Origin of the sequence: Halomonas sp. IOP_14, assembly GCF_021021315.1 — a bacterium.
GTDB classification, from domain to species: Bacteria; Pseudomonadota; Gammaproteobacteria; order Pseudomonadales; family Halomonadaceae; genus Vreelandella; species Vreelandella titanicae.
The window spans coordinates 1-21,735 of the sequence record NZ_JAINWD010000017.1 but is presented as its reverse complement, the minus strand read 5'-3'; the positions used below and the strand labels follow the sequence as shown (position 1 = coordinate 21,735).

At 55.0% G+C, this 21,735-nt stretch carries 22 protein-coding genes; 9 read left to right on the top strand and 13 right to left on the bottom strand.

Going from position 1 to position 21,735, the window contains the following annotated elements:
- Positions 1–10: 10 nt before the first annotated feature.
- Together K7H09_RS13285 and argA are read left to right on the top strand one after the other, a co-directional pair.
- Positions 11–1,276 (top strand): inorganic phosphate transporter, encoded by a 1,266-nt coding sequence (locus K7H09_RS13285; RefSeq protein ID WP_022519938.1) that lies wholly within the window; start codon positions 11–13, stop codon positions 1,274–1,276.
- A gap of 225 nt (positions 1,277–1,501) precedes the next feature.
- Positions 1,502–2,815: an amino-acid N-acetyltransferase gene (gene argA / locus K7H09_RS13280; protein ID WP_159176108.1), complete on the top strand. Its 1,314-nt coding sequence runs from the start codon at positions 1,502–1,504 to the stop codon at positions 2,813–2,815.
- A 23-nt stretch (positions 2,816–2,838) separates the two neighbouring features.
- Here the strand turns inward: argA and K7H09_RS13275 are convergent, their stop codons facing one another.
- Both K7H09_RS13275 and K7H09_RS13270 read right to left on the bottom strand, forming a co-directional pair.
- Positions 2,839–3,414, bottom strand: a complete 576-nt coding sequence (locus K7H09_RS13275) for a carboxymuconolactone decarboxylase family protein (protein ID WP_027957337.1) — start codon at positions 3,412–3,414, stop codon at positions 2,839–2,841.
- A gap of 36 nt (positions 3,415–3,450) precedes the next feature.
- The gene (locus tag K7H09_RS13270; RefSeq protein ID WP_027957336.1) at positions 3,451–4,776 is read right to left on the bottom strand and encodes an aspartate aminotransferase family protein; all 1,326 of its coding nucleotides are present in this window, start codon (positions 4,774–4,776) and stop codon (positions 3,451–3,453) included.
- Positions 4,777–4,939: 163 nt separating this feature from the next.
- Here K7H09_RS13270 and K7H09_RS13265 point away from each other — a divergent pair, with 163 nt between their 5' ends.
- Entirely contained in the window at positions 4,940–5,830 is an 891-nt protein-coding gene (locus K7H09_RS13265; protein WP_230804893.1) for a MurR/RpiR family transcriptional regulator, read from the top strand.
- A 90-nt stretch (positions 5,831–5,920) separates the two neighbouring features.
- Here the strand turns inward: K7H09_RS13265 and K7H09_RS13260 are convergent, their stop codons facing one another.
- Positions 5,921–6,175: a helix-turn-helix transcriptional regulator gene (locus tag K7H09_RS13260; protein WP_041157636.1), complete on the bottom strand. Its 255-nt coding sequence runs from the start codon at positions 6,173–6,175 to the stop codon at positions 5,921–5,923.
- 229 nt (positions 6,176–6,404) lie between these two features.
- Positions 6,405–7,259 carry an SDR family oxidoreductase gene (locus K7H09_RS13255; protein WP_027957334.1) on the bottom strand — a complete coding sequence of 285 codons (855 nt, stop codon included), beginning with the start codon at positions 7,257–7,259 and terminating at the stop codon, positions 6,405–6,407.
- A 424-nt stretch (positions 7,260–7,683) separates the two neighbouring features.
- Here K7H09_RS13255 and K7H09_RS13250 point away from each other — a divergent pair, with 424 nt between their 5' ends.
- Positions 7,684–7,827 carry a hypothetical protein gene (locus tag K7H09_RS13250; RefSeq protein WP_022519932.1) on the top strand — a complete coding sequence of 48 codons (144 nt, stop codon included), beginning with the start codon at positions 7,684–7,686 and terminating at the stop codon, positions 7,825–7,827.
- Between the two features lie 88 nt (positions 7,828–7,915).
- On the opposite strand, the gene K7H09_RS13245 is transcribed toward K7H09_RS13250, so the two are convergent.
- From K7H09_RS13245 to K7H09_RS13215, 7 genes are all read right to left on the bottom strand, one after another.
- A complete protein-coding gene (locus K7H09_RS13245) occupies positions 7,916–8,875 on the bottom strand; it encodes a hypothetical protein (RefSeq protein ID WP_230804891.1) in 960 nt (319 codons plus the stop codon).
- Between the two features lie 66 nt (positions 8,876–8,941).
- A complete protein-coding gene (gene xseA, locus K7H09_RS13240; RefSeq protein ID WP_159176111.1) occupies positions 8,942–10,291 on the bottom strand; it encodes an exodeoxyribonuclease VII large subunit in 1,350 nt (449 codons plus the stop codon).
- Between the two features lie 92 nt (positions 10,292–10,383).
- The gene (locus K7H09_RS13235; protein ID WP_009286803.1) at positions 10,384–11,208 is read right to left on the bottom strand and encodes an ABC transporter permease; all 825 of its coding nucleotides are present in this window, start codon (positions 11,206–11,208) and stop codon (positions 10,384–10,386) included.
- Positions 11,209–11,217: 9 nt separating this feature from the next.
- A complete protein-coding gene (locus K7H09_RS13230) occupies positions 11,218–12,282 on the bottom strand; it encodes an extracellular solute-binding protein (protein ID WP_009286804.1) in 1,065 nt (354 codons plus the stop codon).
- A 9-nt stretch (positions 12,283–12,291) separates the two neighbouring features.
- A complete protein-coding gene (locus tag K7H09_RS13225; RefSeq protein ID WP_230804888.1) occupies positions 12,292–13,320 on the bottom strand; it encodes an ABC transporter ATP-binding protein in 1,029 nt (342 codons plus the stop codon).
- Positions 13,317–14,108: an ABC transporter permease gene (locus K7H09_RS13220; RefSeq protein WP_230804887.1), complete on the bottom strand. Its 792-nt coding sequence runs from the start codon at positions 14,106–14,108 to the stop codon at positions 13,317–13,319. The genes K7H09_RS13225 and K7H09_RS13220 overlap by 4 nt, the downstream gene beginning before the upstream one ends.
- Positions 14,109–14,176: 68 nt before the next feature.
- Positions 14,177–14,824: a DNA-processing protein DprA gene (locus tag K7H09_RS13215; protein ID WP_230804885.1), complete on the bottom strand. Its 648-nt coding sequence runs from the start codon at positions 14,822–14,824 to the stop codon at positions 14,177–14,179.
- A 111-nt stretch (positions 14,825–14,935) separates the two neighbouring features.
- Between K7H09_RS13215 and K7H09_RS13210 the strand changes: the two genes are divergently transcribed.
- On the top strand, positions 14,936–15,712 hold the full coding sequence (locus K7H09_RS13210; RefSeq protein WP_230804884.1) for a DeoR/GlpR family DNA-binding transcription regulator: 777 nt from the start codon (positions 14,936–14,938) through the stop codon (positions 15,710–15,712).
- A gap of 162 nt (positions 15,713–15,874) precedes the next feature.
- On the top strand, positions 15,875–16,387 hold the full coding sequence (locus K7H09_RS13205; protein ID WP_230804883.1) for an opioid growth factor receptor-related protein: 513 nt from the start codon (positions 15,875–15,877) through the stop codon (positions 16,385–16,387).
- Between the two features lie 20 nt (positions 16,388–16,407).
- Here K7H09_RS13205 and K7H09_RS13200 read toward each other — a convergent pair whose 3' ends face one another.
- Both K7H09_RS13200 and K7H09_RS13195 read right to left on the bottom strand, forming a co-directional pair.
- Positions 16,408–17,160 carry a hypothetical protein gene (locus K7H09_RS13200; RefSeq protein WP_230804882.1) on the bottom strand — a complete coding sequence of 251 codons (753 nt, stop codon included), beginning with the start codon at positions 17,158–17,160 and terminating at the stop codon, positions 16,408–16,410.
- A gap of 97 nt (positions 17,161–17,257) precedes the next feature.
- Positions 17,258–17,452 (bottom strand): DsbA family oxidoreductase, encoded by a 195-nt coding sequence (locus K7H09_RS13195; RefSeq protein ID WP_230804881.1) that lies wholly within the window; start codon positions 17,450–17,452, stop codon positions 17,258–17,260.
- 170 nt (positions 17,453–17,622) lie between these two features.
- Between K7H09_RS13195 and guaB the strand changes: the two genes are divergently transcribed.
- The 3 genes from guaB (at position 17,623) to K7H09_RS13180 (ending at position 21,720) form a co-directional block, all read left to right on the top strand.
- A complete protein-coding gene (gene guaB, locus K7H09_RS13190; RefSeq protein ID WP_022519926.1) occupies positions 17,623–19,092 on the top strand; it encodes an IMP dehydrogenase in 1,470 nt (489 codons plus the stop codon).
- A gap of 97 nt (positions 19,093–19,189) precedes the next feature.
- Positions 19,190–20,767 carry a glutamine-hydrolyzing GMP synthase gene (gene guaA / locus K7H09_RS13185; protein ID WP_035576859.1) on the top strand — a complete coding sequence of 526 codons (1,578 nt, stop codon included), beginning with the start codon at positions 19,190–19,192 and terminating at the stop codon, positions 20,765–20,767.
- Between the two features lie 137 nt (positions 20,768–20,904).
- The gene (locus tag K7H09_RS13180; protein WP_230804880.1) at positions 20,905–21,720 is read left to right on the top strand and encodes a phosphoribosyltransferase-like protein; all 816 of its coding nucleotides are present in this window, start codon (positions 20,905–20,907) and stop codon (positions 21,718–21,720) included.
- Positions 21,721–21,735 lie beyond the last annotated feature (15 nt).

Sequence of the window (21,735 nt, the reverse complement as noted above, 5' to 3'; positions counted from 1 at the left end):
GGGGACTTTCATGCTGATTATTGCCCAGCACGGTGAAATCTTTATCATCCTGGCCTGTTTGTTTGGCTTTTTCATGGCCTGGGGCGTTGGCGCCAACGACGTGGCCAATGCCATGGGAACCTCGGTGGGGTCGAAAGCGATCACCATCAAACAGGCTATCCTGATTGCGGTCATTTTTGAATTCCTGGGTGCCTGGCTAGCCGGTGGCGAAGTTACCAATACGATCCGTAAAGGTATTATCGACCCCGAACTGCTACAGGACGACCCACAATTGCTGGTCTACGGCATGCTGGCAGCCCTGCTGGCGGCGGGGACATGGCTGCTGGTGGCCTCCATGAAAGGCTGGCCGGTTTCCACGACGCACTCGATTGTCGGCGCGATCGTAGGCTTTGCGGTTGCAGGGCTAGGCCCTGCCACGGTGGACTGGGGTGCGGTAGGCAAGATTGCCGCCAGTTGGGTGGTCTCCCCCTTGTTGGCAGGTACCATCGGTTTCGTGCTGTTTAAATCGGTACACCACCTGATTTTCGAGGACGCCAACCCGTTCACGGCCGCCAAACGCTACGTACCCGGTTATGTGTTTCTGGTGGGCTTCATCGTTTCGATGGTCACGCTGACCAAAGGGTTATCTCATGTGGGGTTGGATCTAACCTTCAATCAGAGCCTGTTGTTGTCGATCCTGCTGGGCCTGGTGATCATGGGTATTGGCCTGATCATGCAGCGGCGTATCAAGTTCGAGCACAATACCAACGACCACTTCGGCTATGCCAATGTTGAGCGTGTGTTCGGCGTGCTGATGATCTTCACCGCCTGCGCCATGGCCTTTGCCCACGGCTCCAACGATGTGGCGAATGCGGTTGGCCCACTGGCGGCAGTCATCAGCGTGGTGCAAACCGGCGGTGAAATTGGTGGTTCCGCACTGGTGCCCTGGTGGGTACTCGTATTGGGTGGAGCTGGTATCGTAGTGGGCTTGGTCACCTACGGCCATAAGGTCATCGCTACCGTGGGTACCGGGATTACGGAACTGACCCCCAGCCGTGGCTTTGCCGCTACCCTGGCGGCAGCCACGACGGTGGTGCTGGCCTCGGGCACTGGCCTGCCGATTTCCACCACCCACACCCTGGTCGGCGCGATTCTTGGGGTGGGGCTGGCACGCGGCATGGCGGCATTGAACCTGCGGGTCATCGGCACGATTGCCATGTCATGGCTGATCACGCTACCAGCAGGCGCTGGCCTGGCGATTCTGTTCTTCTTTATGTTCAAGGGTATGTTCGGCTAACGAATAATAAACAGCACTTGTAAACGTAGTACGCCAAGGCTCGAAAGGCTTTAGAAGCATCTGAGCGATAAGATCACAGCGGCATCTTCATGTTTATCTGCATTAGATCGAGCAGATTTGCATTTGAAGGTGCCGCTGTTTTTCGTGCTCTGGTAAAGTAACTGGAGATTGTTTTTGAAATTGTTTTTGAGATTGTTTCTTTCACCTGCTGCCGGAGAGCGGCCCTTGGATACGCGCTTCCCTTTTGTTGATTGGTTTCGTAACGCTTCCCCCTACATCAATGCCCACCGGGGGCGAACCTTTGTCATCTTAATTGAAGGCGAAGCCATGGCGTCTGGCCGAGGGGAGCAACTGATTCAGGATTTGGCGCTGCTGCATACCCTGGGCGTGCGTTTGGTTGTCGTGTTCGGCATTCGCCCCCAGGTGCATGAAGCGTTGACTGCCGCTGGCGTAGAGCCCACGCGCATCGATGGCCGCTGGGTCGCGGATCGCGCGGTGATGGCTCACGTTGAGCAGGTAGCTGCCCACCAGCGGCTATGGCTTGAAGCACGGCTCTCCCTTGGCCTGCCCAGCACGCCGCTGCACGGTGTGGAACTGAGCGTGATCTCCGGCAACCTAGTGACCGCCAAGCCATTAGGCGTGCGCGAAGGGGTGGATTTCGACCACAGCGGCGAAGTGCGTCGGGTGCGTGCCAGCGCCATTGAAGGCCTGCTGGAAAAAGGCTCGCTGGTGCTGCTGCCGCCGCTAGGGTTCTCCAGTACCGGTGAAGTTTTTGATTTAGACGCCTCTGAAGTCGCTCAACACGCCGCCGTGGCGCTGAAAGCCGATAAGCTGATCTTGCTGGGGGAATCCGAAGGCTTGGAAGATGAGCAGGGCGCGCTGCTGCGCCAGCTTTCGCCAGCGGAGGCCGAGCCGCGTTTAAGCGCCGCAGTGCCAGGCAGCGAGCTAGCCCGCCACTTACAGGCCGCCTGCACCGCCGCACGGGAAGGCGTGGCGCGCACGCACTTGCTCTCCTGGCGCAACCATGACGCCCTGTTGGGTGAGCTGTTCACCCGGGACGGCGTGGGCACCATGATTACCCAGCACCGCTACGAACAGCTGCGTCCAGCAACGCTCAACGATGTAGCGGGTCTGCTGGAACTTCTGGAACCGCTAGAGCGCCGGGGCATGCTGGTAGCGCGCTCCCGTGAACGCCTGGAGCACGAAATCGATGACTACATGGTGATCGAGCGTGACGGTATGGTGATCGGCTGCGCTGCGCTGCATGTATTTACGGATACCACCATTGCCGAACTCGCCTGCGTGGCGGTGCACGACAGCTACCGCGGTGGCGAGCGGGGAGAGCGCCTGGTGGAAGCCATGGAGCGCCGCGCCCGCCAGCGCGGCTTAACTGAAGTGTTCGTGCTGACCACCCACACCGCCCACTGGTTTGTGGAACACGGCTTCCGCGCCGCCAGCCTGGAAGACCTCCCGCCGCTGAAACGCGAAACCTACAATCACGCCCGTAAATCGAAGGTGTTGGTTAAGCAATTAGCGTAATTCGCTTATTGAAAATTGGGTGGCTAATTAGCAGCCCTGGTTGAACGTGGCATTAGCGAAAACAGCTCCGGCTGCTTTTGCGCTTCTTGTTGAATAGTGTCGTCAATCGGTGTGTCGTAGGTTTTGAGTAGATAGCCCAGTACCGAATAGAAACCCACCATGGCGATCAGGTCGATCACTGCTTTGCGTCCGATCGCCTCGGCAAGTTCTGCTTCCTGCTCCTTGGCCAGCATGCGCTCATCGAATAACGCATCCACGGCATTGACGATAAGACCGTCAACACCTTCGGGAGTACCGCGAATAGCCGTGATCCGGTGTTCGGAGAATCCCAGGGCAAGTGCACGACTAACATGATGGGCCCACTCGTAGGCTGAGCCCATACGTAAACCCGCGCGTAAAATCACCACTTCGGTCAGTTCCGGGCCTAACGCATTCTCCTTAACAACGTGTTGGCGCAAGGGCGCCCACGCTCTAAGCAAGGCCGGGTGATGGGCCATGGTGCGATAAACGTTGAGTGCGCCAGCAAAGCCCTCGCGTAAATCAGGGATCTCCTCAGGCCAGTCGGCATCGGAAATAGGCGGGCAGGGAGAAGAGGGCATGGGTGGGTCTCCTTTCAGATGTTATTGATTGTGTCATCACTCTGCGATGGCGGCGGTTATGGCCTCGGCAATACGCTCAATGATCAGGTCTACTTCGTCAGGCGCAATGATATAGGGCGGAGCCAGCAAGATATGATCACCGTTAATGCCATCAATAGTGCCGCCCATCGGGTAGCTGATCAGGCCACGCGCCATGGCCTGTCGCTTGATCTTGGCGTAAATCTTTCTAGCCGGATCGAAAGGTGTTTTGTTTTCCCTGTCCGCGACAATCTCGATACCGCGAAACAAGCCCCTGCCGCGAATATCGCCCACATGGGGGGATGCGCCGAGCGCCGCTTCAAGGCCGCTCTGTAACCTCGTGCCCATGGCATTGACGTTCGCCAGCGTCTCTGGCCGTGCAATGATCTCAACCACTTTGTTAGCGGCCGCGGCGGCCACAGGGTGGCCAAGATAGGTATGACCATGCTGAAACAGCCCAGACCCATTGGCGAAACTGGCGTAGATGTTGGCCGATAGCATCACCGCGCCGATAGGCTGGTAGCCGCCGCCCAAACCTTTGGCGATCGTGACGATATCCGGGACTACCCCATCTTGTTCGCAGGCGAAGACTGTGCCGGTTCTTCCCATGCCGCACATTACTTCATCGAGGATCAGCAGTACGCCGTATTTATCGCAAATGGCACGCACGCGTTTGAAGTAATCCGCCTCAGAGGCGACCGCCCCTAAGGTGGCACCGACGACGGGTTCGGCAACGAAGGCCATGACTTCTTCAGGGCCAAGTTCCAGAATCTTTGCCTCAAGCTCCTCGGCAAGCCGTGCAGCGTAGGCCTCGGGCGTCTCGTCGGTGCCCTTGTCGCGATACGCATAGCAGGGCGATACATGGTGTGTTTCTGGCAAAATGGGCTGAAACTGCTGGCGCCGCATGGCATTGCCACCGGTTGCCAACGCGCCGATGGTATTGCCGTGGTAGCTCTGGCGTCTGGCAATGATATGCCGTCGCTGGGGCTGATTAATCTCTACAAAGTACTGCCGGGCCATTTTCAGCGCCGCTTCGACGGCTTCTGACCCACCCGACACCAAGTAGACGTAATCCAGCCCTGCGGGGGCTAAATCCACGAGCTTTTCGGCAAGTGCTTCGGCGGCATCGGTAGTGAAAAATGAGGTGTGGGCGTAACAGAGGCTATCGATCTGTGAGCGCATGGCGGCCAGCACTTCCGGGTGGGCGTGTCCTACGCTGGTGACCGCAGCGCCTCCCGAGCCATCCAGATAGCGGCGCCCCGTGGTGTCCGTGATATAGACGCCTTGTGCCGACGCAGCATGAGGCAGTTTCCCGCCGATACCGCGGTGAAGAATACGCGTCATAGCCTCTTTCCCTCATTATCAAACGGTGAGTAATTCATATGACAATGAGATTGGCACACTCACAAAGATGTTTGCAACAAATAAATCATTTAAATATAATGTGAAACATGTAGATCATATATTCACAGAGCCAACCGACTATTTCTTCACAGAGCCAACTACTATGCAGCCGAGCGATTCGCTGAGAGAGCAGATTATTGCCCAGTACGATGCCATGTCTGCGCAGCTGCAACAGGCCGCTCGCTACGTGCTTGAGCATCCGGAGGAAGTGGCGCTGGTGTCCATGCGAGAGGTAGCGCGCCTAGCGGGTGTGCAACCCGCCACCATGACACGGCTTGCCAAATTCTTGGGGTTGCCAGGCTACGATGAACTTCGGGCGCAGTATGCAGCGGTGTTACGTCAGGGGGGCGATGGCTTTGCGGCCAAGGTTCGCCAGCGGGTAGATGAAGGCAGCAGTGAAAGGGGAGTCAGCGATACCGCTTCGCATATGCTTCAAGGGCTGAGTGCCCAGCTTGCTAAGCTCTGCGAACCCGATTCACTACGGCAGCTGGAAGCCACCGCCACTAGGCTGAGATCAGCGAGAAAGGTATACGTGCTGGGTTTACGTTCCTGCCATGCCGTTGCCTGGCATTTCCATTACGTGATGACCCTACTGGGCGAGCGCTCGGTGCATCTGGATGGGCCTGGGGGTACCGGCGGAGATGGGCTAATTCGTGCCACATCTGAGGATGTATTGCTCGTTATCTCCATCAAACCTTATGCAACAGGGACGCTGGAACTGGCCCAACTGGCAAAAGATAAGGGGGTAGGCATTGTTTCTATCACCGATAGTGAAGTGTCGCCGCTGGTGGGGATGTCAGCGCAGACGATTCTATGCCCCACGGAAACCGATAGCTTTTTTCACACGCTAACCCCGACATTAGCCGTCTCCGAAGTGCTGTGCAGTTTATTGGCGGAATTCGATAGGCCTAAGACGCTAGACGCTTTGCAGCAAGCGGATGAACACCTCTCGCATCTCAATACGTATGCGACGGCTATCCCCAGGCGGCAGTGAGAAGCGAGGCCAGTCAGTCATTTTGATCTGGGTAGATCATTACTTAAGCCGACCAGCGTTTTGTCATTCATGCAACAGGCAAGCGCTTCGCTATGGGCGGCCATGGTGATTCCCTTTGCGCTGTATAATCACTTCCAGTCCCATTAGATCCAAAACATCGAGTACTTTTTGTAGCTGCAGGGTTGGCTTGCCGCGCTCAAGATCGACGATAAAGCGGTTGCCTGTACCCGCAAGCCCGGCAATATCACTTTGCAGCAATGATTGATCACGCCGGGTTTGTTGAACTAGCTTGCCCAGCTCTTCACTGTTGCGAATACGTTTTGCGCTCTCTATCTGGGAGGTCATAGCGACTGTCCGATAAAATTACCGTACGGTAATGATAGACCATATTAGTGATCAAAACGCTATGATTATTCCCGATCGGTAATTTTTAGTGATTAGAGAGGCTTTCTGGAAGGAAATATTCCCGAGCGGGAATATTTTGGCGTTGCAGTGATTTTATGCACAGTGTTCCAACAAAAGGGTGGCTCAAAGCCACCCTGGGAATGCGCGCTATATCTTATATAAGAAACGCTTAGGTATTTAAGATAACCCCGCCATTCAGGTGCATGGTCTGGCCACTCATGTAGGAAGACTCCTCGCTGGCCAAATAGACATAGGCAGGGCCCATTTCGCTGGGCTGCCCGGCGCGTTTCATGGGCACTTGGCCGCCGAATGACGCTACCTTCTCATCTTCAAAGCTGGCGGGAATCAGCGGGGTCCATACCGGCCCTGGTGCTACGGCGTTCACGCGAATGCCACGATCCATCAGCGACATCGCCAACGAACGCACCAGCCCCTGAATAGCGCCCTTGGTGGCGGTGTAATCGATCAGCGTATCGTTGCCCTTAAAGGCATTGATCGATGAGGTGGCGATAATGGTGTCGCCTTCGCTGAGGTGCGGCAGGGCAGATTTGCTCAGATAGAAGTGGCTGAAGATATTGGTCTGGAAGGTGCGCAGCAGTTGATCATCGGGGATCTCGGTAATGTCGTCCCAGTCGTACTGCTCTGCGGCGTTGTTGATGACGATATTGATCTTGCCGAAGTGGTCGAGGGTGCGCTTGACGATCTCGCGGCAAAACGCTGGCGCTGCCACATCGCCTTTCAAAACCAAGCAGCGACGACCTTCGGCTTCCACCAGCCGCTTGGTCTCTTCTGCATCTTTGGTTTCTTTAAGATGCACGATCACGCTGTCGGCACCTTCGCGGGCATAGTGAACGGCGACTGAACGCCCTATGCCGCTGTCGCCACCGGTAATAATCGCGACCTTGTCCAGTAACTTATCGGCGCCCCGGTAGCTTTCACGGATGTATTCGGGCTCCGGGCGCATGGCGTATTCATCACCAGGCTGTTTATCCTGATGCTGGGGTGGTTGGTGTTGATCACTCATGTGCGGTCACTCCATTGTTGGCACAATTTGGTTTGCACATACGGTTAGTTATCGTAAAACATCACTTACTAACCACTGTTCAGGCCCTCGTATCCTCAAGTGCCTTCACGCTGTAAACGTAGACCAAGGTAGTAACAACGGCAAACCAGTAAGCGAACGCTGAGCAATAAAACGGTTGGTCATGCAGAGAAATGATAGTGGCAGGTTATTGATGCTATCAATATTGCTAATGTAGCTGCTATAAAGCTATTTACTTGTTTTAAGTGTTTGTTTTAAATATTGTTTAATTGCAGTTATGTCGTGAGTGCTTATGAGGGTGAATTGCAAGTTGAAGGGGAAGGGCTACAGTTAAGTCAGCCAGGGATAGGAGGCACCACGAACGCCTCCCACTCTTTCGCTCACCCATGAAGGTAAGGAAGAAGCGATGACTCAAGTTCCCGATAAAGACCAGAAAGCCCCTAAAGAGAAGGATGACCACCATGATGAGGCCAATCCGATGCCGGATACTCATCATGTAAACCCGGAGTCCGATGACGATAAAAAGTCAGGCAGGGATACCAAGAAATAATCTATGCAACACTGTTTCTATGCAGAATTGTTTAGGCCAACGCAAAACAACAAAGGCGCTACTTCCGGTAGCGCCTTTTCTATTAGCGCTAAACCTCTATGTTGATAGAGGACGTTGATACGGAAACGTCACCTAGCGAGGTAGGCAGTAACTGCCCCAATGAGGAGTAGAGGGCCTCAGAAGTGGATGCTGCCACCGCTCGATCAGTCTTTTCCATGGCTTCTTCAGCTTTCTTTAGCTCACGACGAGCTTCTTTATCTTCTTCATTCAGCCGAACCTTAAGTTCGTTAACTGCTTCGCGCAGCGCTTTTTGGGCGTCAGTCAGTACGCCGCGTAGTGCGTGTTCACTAGCGCTGGGGCCATTGGATTTCGAGCGGTTGTCTTCATTCTGAATGAGGTTAGGTAGGCTTGGTAATACGCCGAGCTCGGTGGATTCATCGCTTTCAGGCTCGCCCGCTGCCTTCTCGGCCTCTTGCTCAGCAGCCTTTTCAGCATCATCTTCGGCTGTTTGCGCACTGGCTTCGGCTTGCTGCGCGTCACTGGAAACCGTTGCCTGAGCGCTCTCATCGCCACCTGCCTGGGCCCCGGCTGATTCGGCCCCGCTGGTTTGAGCCACGGCCGGTTGAGCTGCTGTCGTGGGAACTGCTGGCGTTGCAACCACGGACGGGATAGCGGTCATGCCTGCACCACCGCCACCTTGGTTGTTCAACAGCTTAGCCGCACCGGCAAGCTCACGGGCGATGCTCTTGAGCTCCTTGGCCATGTTTTTAAGCTGTTCAGGAGAGGCGAAGGCCATCATGGCTTTCAGCATTTCAATCCGCTGGCGCAGGAAGCCCACTTTATCGGTGGCCTGCTGCTGGGAGGCTTCCTTTGGAGTAGGCAGCGACGCCAAGCTCTCCAAGGCTTCCTGCTGCTTTTTAAGCCGCTTTGTGAACGGGTCGTCTTCAGCAGGCTCGCTCTTTTGGGGGGCGACGCGGGTAGGCGTTAAAAACTGCGGCTTATCTTGGCGCTGATTAATTAGTGTAAATGACGAAAATCCAATCTTCATGGCGGTATCCTCTCCTCATTGTTAGAAGATATCGGCCATTTAACTTAGGACTTTAACCCCCGGTCTTTAACCCCCGGACTTTAGACGCCGCTTAACTTCCACGCTTAGCCTGCCTTCGCCAAGCTTCAGTTTCAGCTTCTGGCCGGGCTGGGTATCTTTCGCGCGGCGAATGACCTGGCCCTGCTCATCCTGGGCAATTGCATAGCCACGCCCCAGCACCGCTAGCGGACTGACCGCGTTTAACTCCCGTGCGGCGGCTTTCAAGCGTGCCTGTCGGCTCTCCAACTGGCGCTGCATCGCACTCCCCAAACGGCGCTGTAACTGGCTCACACGCTCGCTTTCTGCACGGTGCAACCGCGCCATATCCTGGCTGGCTAAGCGCCTGCTCAGCTGTGTCACCTGGGCTTTCTGCTGGCCGAGCGTTAACTGCATGGCGCGATTCAAGCGCTGATCAAGGGCGGTTAAGTGCTGGCGCTGACGGTTGAGCTGCTCGCCGGGGTGGCGCAGCTTGGCGCGCAGGGTATCCAGCCGCTGGCTGTCGCGCTCCAGGCGGGCCTGCATCGCCCTCTGCAAACGGCTGTGTTGATGTTCAAGCTGGCGCTTAAGGGTGTGTTGGTCGGGAACCAAGCGTCCGGCGGCGGCCGATGGGGTGGGCGCGCGCATGTCTGCGGCAAAATCCGCCAGGGTGATATCCACCTCGTGGCCTACCGCCGACATCACCGGTAGCCGGGAGTGAAAAATCGCCCGCGCCAAGTGTTCGTTATTGAATGCCCAGAGGTCTTCCAGGCTACCGCCACCACGAGTGATCAGAATCACGTCCCGCTCAGGGTCTAGCCGCGCCTGACGGTTAAGCAATGCCAGCGCCGAGATCATCGCTGGGGCGGCTTCGGCACCTTGAACGGGCACCGGAATCAACGTCACGTCCGCCAGTGGCCAGCGTGCTTCCAGCACCGCCAACACATCGCGAATGGCCGCCCCGGTGGCGGAGCTCAAAATCAGCAGCTTGCGGGGCGGGAAGGGCAGCGGCCGGGCGTTGGCAAACACACCTTCGCCCTCTAGCTGCGCTTTCAAACGCTCAAAGGCTGCCAGCAGTTCTCCCAGGCCCGCCGCCTGCACAGCATCGGCAATTAGTTGGTAGTCGCCGCGGGGCTCGAACAGCGACACCCGCCCGCGCAGCTTGACCTGATCACCGTCGCGCATCGGCGCCGAAACAAACCGTGCCCGCTGACGAAACAGCGCGCAGCGGATCTGCGCCCGGTCATCCTTCAACGTGAAATAAACATGCCCGGAAGCGGGGCGAGAAACGTTAGAGAGCTCGCCCTCTACCCACACCTCGCCCACATCGCGCTCAAGGGTCTGCTTGGCGCGCTGGTTGAGTTGGCTGACGGAGAGTGTTTGGGCGGGTGTTTGGGTCATGGCGGATATCTGAATGCAGGGCACTGTAGCCTAGCATCAAATACTAGCGCTCATCGAATATAGAGCGGGGCAAATTCGTTGCCCCGCAAGCGCTATCGATGCTGAGAACGTCGACGAATCCATTCGCCGGGAAGGGTTAGCAACAAGCAGCAACACATCATTAGCAGCGCAAGAAGAGCAACAGAAGCCATATCAGACCCTGCGTCGGAAATATTGCTGTAAAGCAGGAGCGGCAGCAGGTTGATCTGTGAACCGGTAAGCGCCAGGGCCGTACCATAGGCGCCAAAAGCCACTGCAGCACAAAGGCTCCAAGAGGAGATCAACGCAGGCAGTAACGGCGGTAGGTACACGTCACGAATTTGCTGCCACCGAGAGGCACCGAAGCTTTCGGCCATCACCAGTTGGCGGCGGTCAAGCCCTTGAACCACCGGCAGCATCAGTAACACCACGCGGGGTACCAAGAAGTAGGCATACACCAACACCAATCCCTGTGGGGTATACACAAAGCGGCCAAACCATGCCGGGTCTACGCCCAGCGATGCCAGGGACAGGGTGATAAAGCCTGCCCGCCCCAACAAGAGGATAAAACCATATGCCACAATCAAGCCGCTGAAAATCAGCGGGAGAGAGATCAGCCAGAGAAGAAAAAAGCGTCGCCGTTCCGGCTGATGATAGAGAAACTCAGCAATCACGACACCAACGATGACCGACAAGAGCGCAGTGCTAATGGATAAAGCAACGCTGGTTATTAAGCTTTTAAACACCAGCCCTTCGTCAAGAAGACGAGCACCCGTGACCAAAGGTGACTCAAGCGCTGCAATGATCAGCAGTGTCAGCGGCACCATAAAAAACAGCGTGTAAATAATGCCGCTGGGTAGAACCAGCGGCAAAACGCTAAAAAAGCGCAGGCGAGGCATGGCGTGGCCTTATTGATTAAGGACGTGCTGAGTCCACTGGTGGCTGAGGTCAGCGCTAATGCTCGACGCTTTTTGCACATCCAGCGGGCGAATCTGCGGTGCCTCTACCAGCGTGTCGGGCAGCTCGATATCTCCGTTGACAGGGCGAACAAATCCTTCCGCAAAGGTACGTTGCCCCTCGTCCGACATGACATAGTTGAGCCATAGGCGCCCGGCATTTGGGTTTGGCCCGTTCTTGACCAGTGAAATAGCGTACGGCGCTGCGACCGACGCCTCTTCGGGGATCACCACCGCTGCGTTGTCGCCCATGCCATCGGTAATGCTGGCTTTTAGACCGTCGTTTTCATAGCCGATCCAGATAGGAATTTCACCGCGCACGAACTGTGCATAGGGCGTGGTACCAACCACACGGGCAACATTACCGATGCGGCTCAATTCCGCAAGATAATCGATGCCCGGGGTTAAATTATCGAGATCGCCCCCCATTGCATAGTTGGCGGCCAGGGTAAGAACTTGGCCTTGCCCGGTCGAGCGCGGGTCAAGGTACACAATGCTGTTACGGTACTGCTCATCGAGCAGGTCTTCCCAGCTTTGCGGCACTTCATCGACTAACTGCGTATTAACGATAAAGGCCACGTTCAAGGAGTGGATCGTGAACCACTCACCCGCGTCTGCTTTGAAGACATTGGGAATGCTGTCGAAATTGATGGGGGTAAAGGGGCTTAACAGCTCTTTCTCATGCGCATTAATTGCTGAAGAAGCGTAGTAGTAGGCGGTATCGGCCTGGGGGCGGTTGCGGGCCTGCTCCAAAGCGACCACGGTGGCACCCGAGCCCAGGTCGTTAAAGACAATCTGAACGCCGGGGTAGCGCTCCGTGAAACGATTGAATTGGCTTTGCCAGTTGGCCCAGGTTGGGCCGGTATCGAACGATACAACCAGCCCTTCTTCCTGGGCGGCATCGTAGAGTGCTTGTTCGCCGTCGTAGAGCTCAGCGTCAAGCGTGTTAGCCGCATACGCCGATAAAGGCAGCAGGCTAAGGGCGGAGAGTAGGCCGTAAGCAAAAGAGCGTTTCATGGTAGTACCTCAGCGATTGAACAGGTGGATATGTGTGGGAGGAAGCGCCACGTGAGTGATGATTTCCGGCGGTGAAGCCGACTCAAGCGACAACGTGGTAGTGCCGCAGAGAAGGTACTGACGTTGCTGGGCGCCCAGAAACTGCCTCTCTATCACCGTGGCAGGTGCCTGGTTAGCGATATCGCTAGCTGGGTTGGCAATAATGGCTTCGGGACGAATCATGGCGCGCACGGTTTGCCCCACTGTAAAGGCGTGTGGTGCCACTTCCAGGATGCCCAGGTCGGCGGTTTCAATCCGCTGCGAATCAAGTACCTGAGCGTCGATAAAGTTGGTGCGACCAATGAAACGTGCCACGGCTTCACTCACAGGCTGCGTGTAAAGCTGGTGGGGCGCGCTGTGTTGAAGGAGTTCGCCCTGCTCAAGCACGGCAACGTGATCGCCCAGCATCAGCGCCTCTTCTTGATCATGGGTGATCATCAGCGTGGTGACGCCGAATTGACGCTGTATATGCTTGAGCTCCTGGCGCATCGACTCCCGCCGGGAAGCGTCGAGCGCCGAAAACGGTTCGTCGAGCAGAAGGGCACGGGGCTCGAATACCAGCGCGCGTGCAATGGCCACTCGCTGCTGCTGGCCACCGGAAAGCTGGGATGGATAGCAATGTTCCAACGCCTCAAGGCCTACATCATGGAGGATCTTGCGGGCGCGTCGGTGGCGCTCTCCCTGGCGAACACCTTTAACCTTAAGCGGGTAGGCGACGTTGCCAAGCACTGTCATATGGTTGAAAAGCACATAATCCTGCAGCACGATTCCCAGCCCGCGCTCGCCGCAAGTGAGCTGAGTTACATCTTGATGATCAAGTAGAACGCGCCCTTGAAGCGGGGTGAGGAAGCCCGCGATAAGCTGTAAAAGCGTACTTTTTCCCGATCCGCTGGCACCCACCACCACAAGAAATTCGCCCGTTTCTACCTGCAGGTTGATGTCGTGAACACCCACACTGCTATGGGGGTAGTGGAACTGGATGTTTTCAAGCGCAATCATTGCGGTAACTCCTGAGAGGAGGGTCGGCCCAGCCGCCACTGCACCAGGGTGGAAAACAGCGAAAACAGCAGAGCGAGTGAAAGCAGGAAAAGCGTTGCGGCGCAGGCGAAGCCCGTCGTGCGGTAAAACGCTTGGATCAACACCACTGGGTAGGGCTGGGTCATAAAACCTGAAATCAGGTTGCTCAGCTCAAACTCGCCAATCGACAGCGCTGCAACCGTTAAGCTGCCGGTGAATACCGAGCGATATACCAGTGGCAAATAGAGGTGCACAAAACGTTGCCACTCGGCTGCCCCAAGGGACTGGGCCATGCGTTCATACGCCTTGAGTGGAGAGGCTTCGATATCGGCATACACGGTGTAAAAGAGGTATGGAAACGTCACCACCACATGCCCTGCCACTAGCAGCCAGGAGCTGCCTAGCCATGGCAGCATGGCCGTGCTAAAGGCCAGAATGAAAGCAAAACCAATCACCAGCTGAGGGATTGCTACTGGCAGCATGACCAAAAGACGCGTGATGCTCTGAGCCACGGCAGGGAACTTGAGCATGACGCCATACACCAGTGGTACGACGAGTAATATATTGATCAGGCAGGTGGTCAAGGCCAGCTTGAAGGTCGTTACCATCGCATTTCGATAGGTGGCGTCTTCCCATACCGTGATAAACCAACGCCAGGTTAGCCCCTCAGGTAGCAGCGTGTTGCTCCAATGGTCACCGAAAGCGCCTATAAGCAGGAGTACGATAGGGGCCAGCAAGTAAACCAAGTAACCATAAGTGATCAATCGCATGTCTGACCCCTAACCACGATTAAATATAAATGACCATAATGTAAGATTTTGATCGTTTGTTGATATATTCATGACGGTTGTGTGACTCCCCATAGGTGGGCAGCCGTGAGTCGCAGGGCTTCCTCTACGCTGCTGACAGGTGTAATGCCTTCAGCAGTGGGGGCGTCCGGGAAGGTGAGTACAGGCTTGTCAAAATGGCGGCCAAAGGCCACCTCGGTGTGGGTGCCCAAGCTTCCGCCAACGGCGATCAGCAGCACACTGGCTCGGGCGATAAGCACGTTGCGTGCCTCGCCCAAGCCGCTGGCAATAGGTAGGGTGACCCAGGGGTTGGCAGCCTCTGCGTGGGTATCGGGAAGCAGGCCGATGACCTCGCCTCCTTGAAGTACGGCTCCCTTGCTGGCCGCTTCCATAACGCCGCCCCGGCCACCGCATAACAGCGGAATGCCCAGCTCGGCCAGCCCTGCACCTAAGGCATAGGCTATTTCAAGCTGTTGTTGGGTGGCCTCGCGGGGGCCAATAACGCCTACTGGGGGGCGCTGCATCGGCGTATTGCTGTGCTTTAATGCAATCAGCGCTTCGTGAGGCAGGCAGGGGGATTGCAGTACAGCTGGCCAACTGGCCTTGCCAAGCGGACGCATTTTGGGCGACAGAGGCTCATCTGCGTGCGTCATGATACGCTGGCATTCATCAAGATAAATTTGTAATGTCTGAGTCATGTTTTGATCAAAATGTAAGAATTTGAACGTTATGGTCGCGCCCCGCTGTGTCAATTTGATGACGGACGGTCGCAAGGCCGGATTTTTTTATCAGGGGATTGTTTGTTACCGATGACTGACCTAGCGCATTTGAACCCACGCCATCGCGAACTCATTGCCTTGGTTGAATTGCATGGGCATGCCTCGATCGAATTTCTTGCCCAGCGACTCAACTGCTCCGCTCAAACCGTGCGGCGCGATATTCGTAAACTGTGTGACGCTAATGTGCTGCAGCGTTTTCGGGGCGGGGCCCGGATCGAAAAACCCCAGGTTAGGCTTGGCTACGCCACCAAACAGGATTCGCAGCAGGTAGAGAAGGGGCGTATGGCGACCCTGGCGGTATCGCAGTTGCAGGAAGGCGAGGCGCTGTTTCTGGATACGGGCACAACCTGCGATCACGTTGCCCGCGAGCTGTTGAACTACCGTAAAAGGTTGCACGTGGTCACCCATAATTTAACGGCCGCGCTGACTCTCGCTGCCCAGCATCAGTTGTTGGATATCCATGTGGTGGGCGGCAAGGTAGCGGGCCGGGATGGCGCGTTGACTGGGTCGCGCACCATCAAAGAGCTGACCAGCTATCGGCTGGATGTGGCGATGATTGCTGTTTCGGGTATAGATGCTGAGGGCTATCTGCTCGATTTCGACAGTGAAAAAATAGAAGTAAAACAAACCATGATGCGCCACGCTGACCGTAAGGTGCTGCTGATGGGGTCAGCGAAATTATGTCAGCGCGGTATCCAGCGTGTTGCTCATCTTGATGCGTTTGATCAAGTGATTTGTGATGCGCCTGTGCCGGAAGAAATTCAGGCGCTCATGACCTACCCTGAGCGTTGGCAAGAAGCTTTATAGGCTCGCTGGTTGAGTTGGCTGACGTAGAGGGCAGTGGGCGTTGGTGCGTTCATTGCTGTCCCTTGCTTTAGGGAATCCGGGAATCTTTACGGCTAGTGGCGTAAAATGGCGTCGTTGTTACGAAATATCATTGTATTACCCAGGAGATGACGAGGAAATGCTATGGGCCACCACCCAACACCGTTGATCGCTTTTTACCGTGGCGAGGCACCGGATCATAAAGGGCGCTATATCAATGCCATCTGGGCTTTATCTCACTTCTGGCTAGAGCATACCCACGATTATATTCAGTGGCTTTTTCCCATCCCTGAGGTTGGCCGCTTTAACCATTTTGCCCCGCGGCTGACCGATGGCGAGCGTGACATATTTCAAGACGATAGTGCGTTACGTGAGCAACAGCGAGTCTCGCTGGATGTCATGCTGAGTTTTTTGGGTTTAACTCGGGATGGGCTCACCATTACTGCCCAGCCGAGCCTTAATATCCGCGAGCATATTTGGCTCAAAGCAGGTGGGCATAATCACCTGCGTATTTCGCGGATGATTCGTTCGTTGGCACTTTGTCACCAGTACGATCTGGCGCTGGCTTTACAGGAAGCGGTGATACGTATTGGTACCGAGCAGGGTATCGTTTCAGATGCCTCGATCCAGTATTGGAGCGAGGCACATAAGGAGTAGTCTGAATTACTCAGTTGTTGCTATTGGCATGCCGCAATAATAGAAAAGCCGTAAAGCCTTACGTCTGGCGTTCCCTCTACGAGGCAGCCTCTTCGGCGTGATGTGGTCACCGGGTCTGTCAGTGGCTGGAAATAGCTGAAATGGTGGCTCGCTGGGTCATCGTTATTCACGTCGGTATTTAACTGAGATACGATCCTTTCGTGTGTTGCAGCGCTGAGCGCTTCCCATTGATCCGTATTGCCCTTCTGTCTGTTATCCACATGCAGGTAGAGTGCGATAGGGAGTTTGATAACCTTCTTCTTTAGTGCTTTTCCCAGGCTTGTTTCATCAAGCTCGATGAGCTGATTGACGGCTTTCTGCCACGGGCGAACGAGTCGCTGTGTCGTTGTTGCGTATTCTTCACCAGATTGACGACCATTCACAGAAGCACGAATGACTTTTAGTTCGACGAGAAAGCTGGTGCTGCGATAGTCGAAAATGATGTCCACCCGGCCTTTGCCGCTGGCTTCATCTGTCTGACGAGATACCTGTACTTCAGTGGCAATGTGGCCAATCTGGCTATTAAAGCCATCACTTAGCAGCGCCTTGATAAAGGTACCGTAGAGTTCCCGCTCATTGGGAATACGTGTATTTCGAATGAAATGACGCGTATCTGGATCGTCAAGCGCTTCCCCCAAAGCACTGCATAACGTCACCATCATATCGCGCGAAACACGTGCCCCCGTGATGTTATCCGGATTGCTGTAGTAGAGCTGCCTAGGTTGGTCTGCCATCCTTGTTCCCTTTTATTAATAATAAACAGCATGATACACCTCTTAGCCATACTATTCGCTTAAGGGGTTGCTTGGCGCGCTGGTTGACGGAGAGTGCCTAGGAAGTGGGGGAGGCCATAAAATTACCCGCGCTTGATGAGAAAACGTTTAAGGGCACCGGGGCAGGGCGCAGCTCAAAGGGCCGCCAGCGGATTTCCACACCCATACCGTCGGTTGCCTGAACAATGGCTTTTTCGGCTAGCAGGCAGAAGGGGCAAACGTAATCGGTGTAAACAATAATCTGTTGAGACAAAAAGCCCCCTCGAAGACTAAAAATGGCCAGCTATCAGCCTAACAGCATACGTCATTAGCATTTGGTATAAGCACAAAAGCCTGACTGCATTGCTGGAAAGGCCCTCAAAACGCTATAATAGGCGATTAACCTTTCACGCCCCACTTCCTCTCAATCAGGGTGTTGCCGCTATGCTACGTATGGCCCAAGAAGCACTAACGTTCGATGACGTTCTCCTCGTTCCCGGCTTCTCCGATGTCCTACCCAAGGATGTCAGCCTCAAAACCCGCCTGACCCGCAATCTTTCGCTCAATATTCCGCTCCTTTCTGCCGCGATGGACACCGTTACCGAAGCGCGTCTAGCGATTGCGATGGCCCAGGAAGGCGGCATCGGCATCATCCATAAGAGCATGGCCATGACCCAGCAAGCCGCTGAGGTGCGCAAGGTCAAAAAGCACGAAAGCGTGATTGTGAAAGACCCGGTCACCGTTAGCCCTAAAGCCAAGCTCGAAGACCTGCTCGCCATGGCCCGTGAATACGGCTTCTCCGGTTTCCCCGTGGTAGAAGGCGAAACCCTGGTGGGTATCGTGACCGAACGCGACATGCGCTTCCAGCCCAACCATGGCGACAGCGTTGAAGCGATCATGACGCCGCGCGACCGGCTGGTTACCGTCAAAGAAGGTACCGACCTCGAAACCAGCAAAGCCAAAATGCGCGAACACCGCATCGAGAAAATGCTGATCGTTGATGACGAGTTCCACCTGCGCGGCCTGGTCACCTTCCAGGATATCGAAAAAGCCCGCACCTACCCAATGGCCGCCAAAGACAGCGATGGCCGTTTGTTAGTCGGCGCGGCGGTAGGCACCGGCCCGGAAACCCCGGATCGCGTGGCCGCCCTGGCTGAAGCAGGCGTAGACGTGATCATTGTCGATACCGCCCACGGCCACTCCCAAGGCGTTCTCGACCGCGTTCGCTGGATCAAAGAGCACTTCCCACAGATTCAAGTGATTGGCGGCAACATCGCCACCGCTGGTGCAGCCCGGGCGCTGGCCGAAGCGGGGGCGGATGCCGTTAAAGTGGGTATCGGCCCTGGCTCTATCTGCACCACGCGCATTGTAGCTGGCGTTGGCGTACCGCAAATTACCGCGGTTTCCAACGTGGCCGAAGCACTCAAAGAGTACGACATTCCGCTGATTGCCGATGGCGGCGTGCGCTACTCCGGTGATTTGGCCAAGGCGATTGCCGCTGGCGCCAGTGCCGTGATGGTCGGCGGCCTGCTGGCCGGTACCGAAGAAGCCCCCGGTGAAGTCGAGCTTTACCAGGGCCGTACCTACAAAGCCTACCGTGGCATGGGCTCCATGGGTGCCATGTCGCAGAGCCAGGGTAGCGCCGACCGCTACTTTCAGGATAAGAGCGAAGGTGCCGAGAAGCTGGTGCCGGAAGGCATTGAAGGCCGCGTTCCCTATAAAGGCATGATGAGCGCTATCGTTCACCAACTGATGGGTGGGCTGCGCGCTTCCATGGGCTACACCGGCTGCCGCGATATTCAGGAAATGCGCACCAAGCCGGAGTTTGTACAAATTACCGGTGCTGGCTTTAACGAATCCCACGTCCACAACGTGCAGATCACCAAAGAAGCCCCCAACTACCGGGTGAGCTAACCAGCGTAGTTAGTTAAAACGGCGGCGGGCACAACAGCTCGCCGCTTGCTTTTTGGCCTTACCAGCGGCACCCACACCGCTTAACCGAGACCCCGCCATGAGTGACATTCACGCCCATAAGATTTTGATTCTCGACTTCGGCTCGCAGTACACCCAACTGATCGCCCGTCGCGTACGCGAGATCGGCGTTTATTCCGAAGTCCGCGCGTTTGATATCACCGAAGAAGAGATCCGCGAGTACAACCCCAACGGCATTATCATGGCCGGTGGCCCGGAATCCGTGACGGAACTGGACTCCCCGCGTGCGCCCCAGTGCGTGTTCGAGATGGGCCTGCCGGTGTTTGGTATCTGCTACGGCATGCAGACCATGGCCGAGCAGTTGGGTGGTAAGGTAGAAGGCTCCAACCAGCGCGAATTCGGCTACGCACAGATTCAGATCGACGAAGACAACGCGCTGTTCAAAGACATCAAAGACCACGTAGACGCTAAAAGCGGCAAAGCCCTGCTGGACGTATGGATGAGCCACGGCGACAAGGTGGCCGAAGCGCCCGCCGAGTTCACCGTGACCGCCTCCACGCCGAGCTGCCCGATTGCAGCCATGGCTTGGGAAGAGAAACAGTTTTACGGCGTACAGTTCCACCCGGAAGTGACCCACACCCTGCAGGGCCAGCGCATTCTTGAGCACTTCGTGCTGGATATCTGCAAAGCCGAAAAGCTGTGGACGCCTGCACAAATCATCGAAGACCAGGTACAGCGCGTGCGCGAGCAAGTGGGCGACCGCCACGTACTGCTTGGCCTCTCCGGCGGCGTGGATTCCTCTGTGGTGGCCGCGCTGCTGCACAAAGCCATTGGCACCCAGCTGACCTGCGTATTCGTCGACAACGGCCTGCTGCGTAAAGCGGAAGGCGACCAGGTCATGGAAACCTTCGCCAAGCACATGGGCGTGAAGGTGATTCGTGTAGACGCCGAAGACCTGTTCCTCGGCAAGCTGAAGGGCGAGAAAGACCCGGAAGCCAAGCGCAAGATCATCGGTAACACCTTTATCGACGTATTCGATGAAGAGGCCAGCAAGATCGACGGCGTCGAGTTCCTGGCCCAAGGCACCATCTACCCGGACGTAATCGAATCCGCCGCCTCTAAAACCGGCAAAGCGCACGTGATCAAATCCCACCACAACGTAGGTGGCCTGCCGGAAACCATGAAGCTCAAGCTGGTCGAGCCGCTGCGCGAACTGTTTAAAGACGAAGTGCGCAAACTCGGCCTGGAACTCGGCCTGCCCTACGATATGGTCTACCGCCACCCGTTCCCTGGCCCCGGCCTGGGCGTGCGTATTCTGGGTGAAGTGAAGAAAGAGTACGCCGACATCCTCCGCGATGCCGACGCTATCTTCATCGAAGAACTACGCGCCTCTGGCTGGTACGAAAAAACCAGCCAAGCCTTCGCCGTGTTCCTGCCGGTGAAATCGGTAGGTGTCGTCGGCGATGGCCGCCGTTACGAATGGGTCATCGCGCTACGCGCGGTTGAAACCATCGACTTCATGACCGCCCGCTGGGCGCACCTGCCCTACGAGCTGCTGGAGAAGGTTTCCAACCGGATTATCAATGAGTTGGAAGGGGTTTCGCGGGTGACTTATGATGTGAGCAGCAAGCCTCCTGCTACTATTGAGTGGGAGTGAGTGCACACTCGCTACCTTTGTTCGCAAAAAACCCGCCGGAAGGCGGGTTTTTTGATATTTAATATTAATTTTGCTGAAATTATCTTCTGGTGATAATCTGATGAAAGAATATTTTTAAATTAATTAGGTTTTAAATTGTGCCTGTTTATAAAGATTTTTTAGATGAAGTACCTGAATATATTGTGAAAACTACCCAATATGCGAGAATACTAATTGATGAGAAAATCTGGGATGCTATTACTCATGATGATTTAGATAATTGGTTATCTAATTTTAAAGAACCTGAAGAGAAGCTTCTAGCAGGTCTATTATTAGAGAGTTTGATTCACCGGTCTAGCGAGCAGACTAAGTCGCTTTTAGCCACTGCTATTGATGTAGCAATTTCTTCTGCACTTTATCCTAATCCACTGGAAGCATTAGAAAATGAAAGCTATTATGATTTTTTAACAAGTAAACGAAGCCAGGGTGACCATGTAAAAATTGTGCCAGTCATTAGAGACTCAGACCCCCCTACTAAAAGTGGTCCATCGGTTGCTAGACTTTATAAACGGTTATTAAAAGTATCCGAAGATTATATGACTTGGCCATGGCTTATAGGAGACTCGTATGAGAAAGGAGCTCGCTTATTTATTTTCATCGATGATACTTTAGCAACAGGAGATCAGTTCAATAGTTTTTTTGAAAACGTGAATTATGATTTATATACGGAAGCAATATTTCTGTATATCCCGCTTTTAGCTCATCAAGAAGGCTTAGGCAATGTAAATAAAAAATTCCCTAAGTTATTAGTTTCACCTGTGGAAGTTGTTGACGATAGCTATAGCTTTTTCGAAACTAACTCTAAAAAAATTGAAGATATTGAGGAGTTGTATTTAAAAGTCGCTGAAAAATTTCTTAATAAAAGGTTTTTTAACAAAATGGGAAAGGGATATAAAGGATTAGGGAAGGTCTGAATAACTGCCGATATT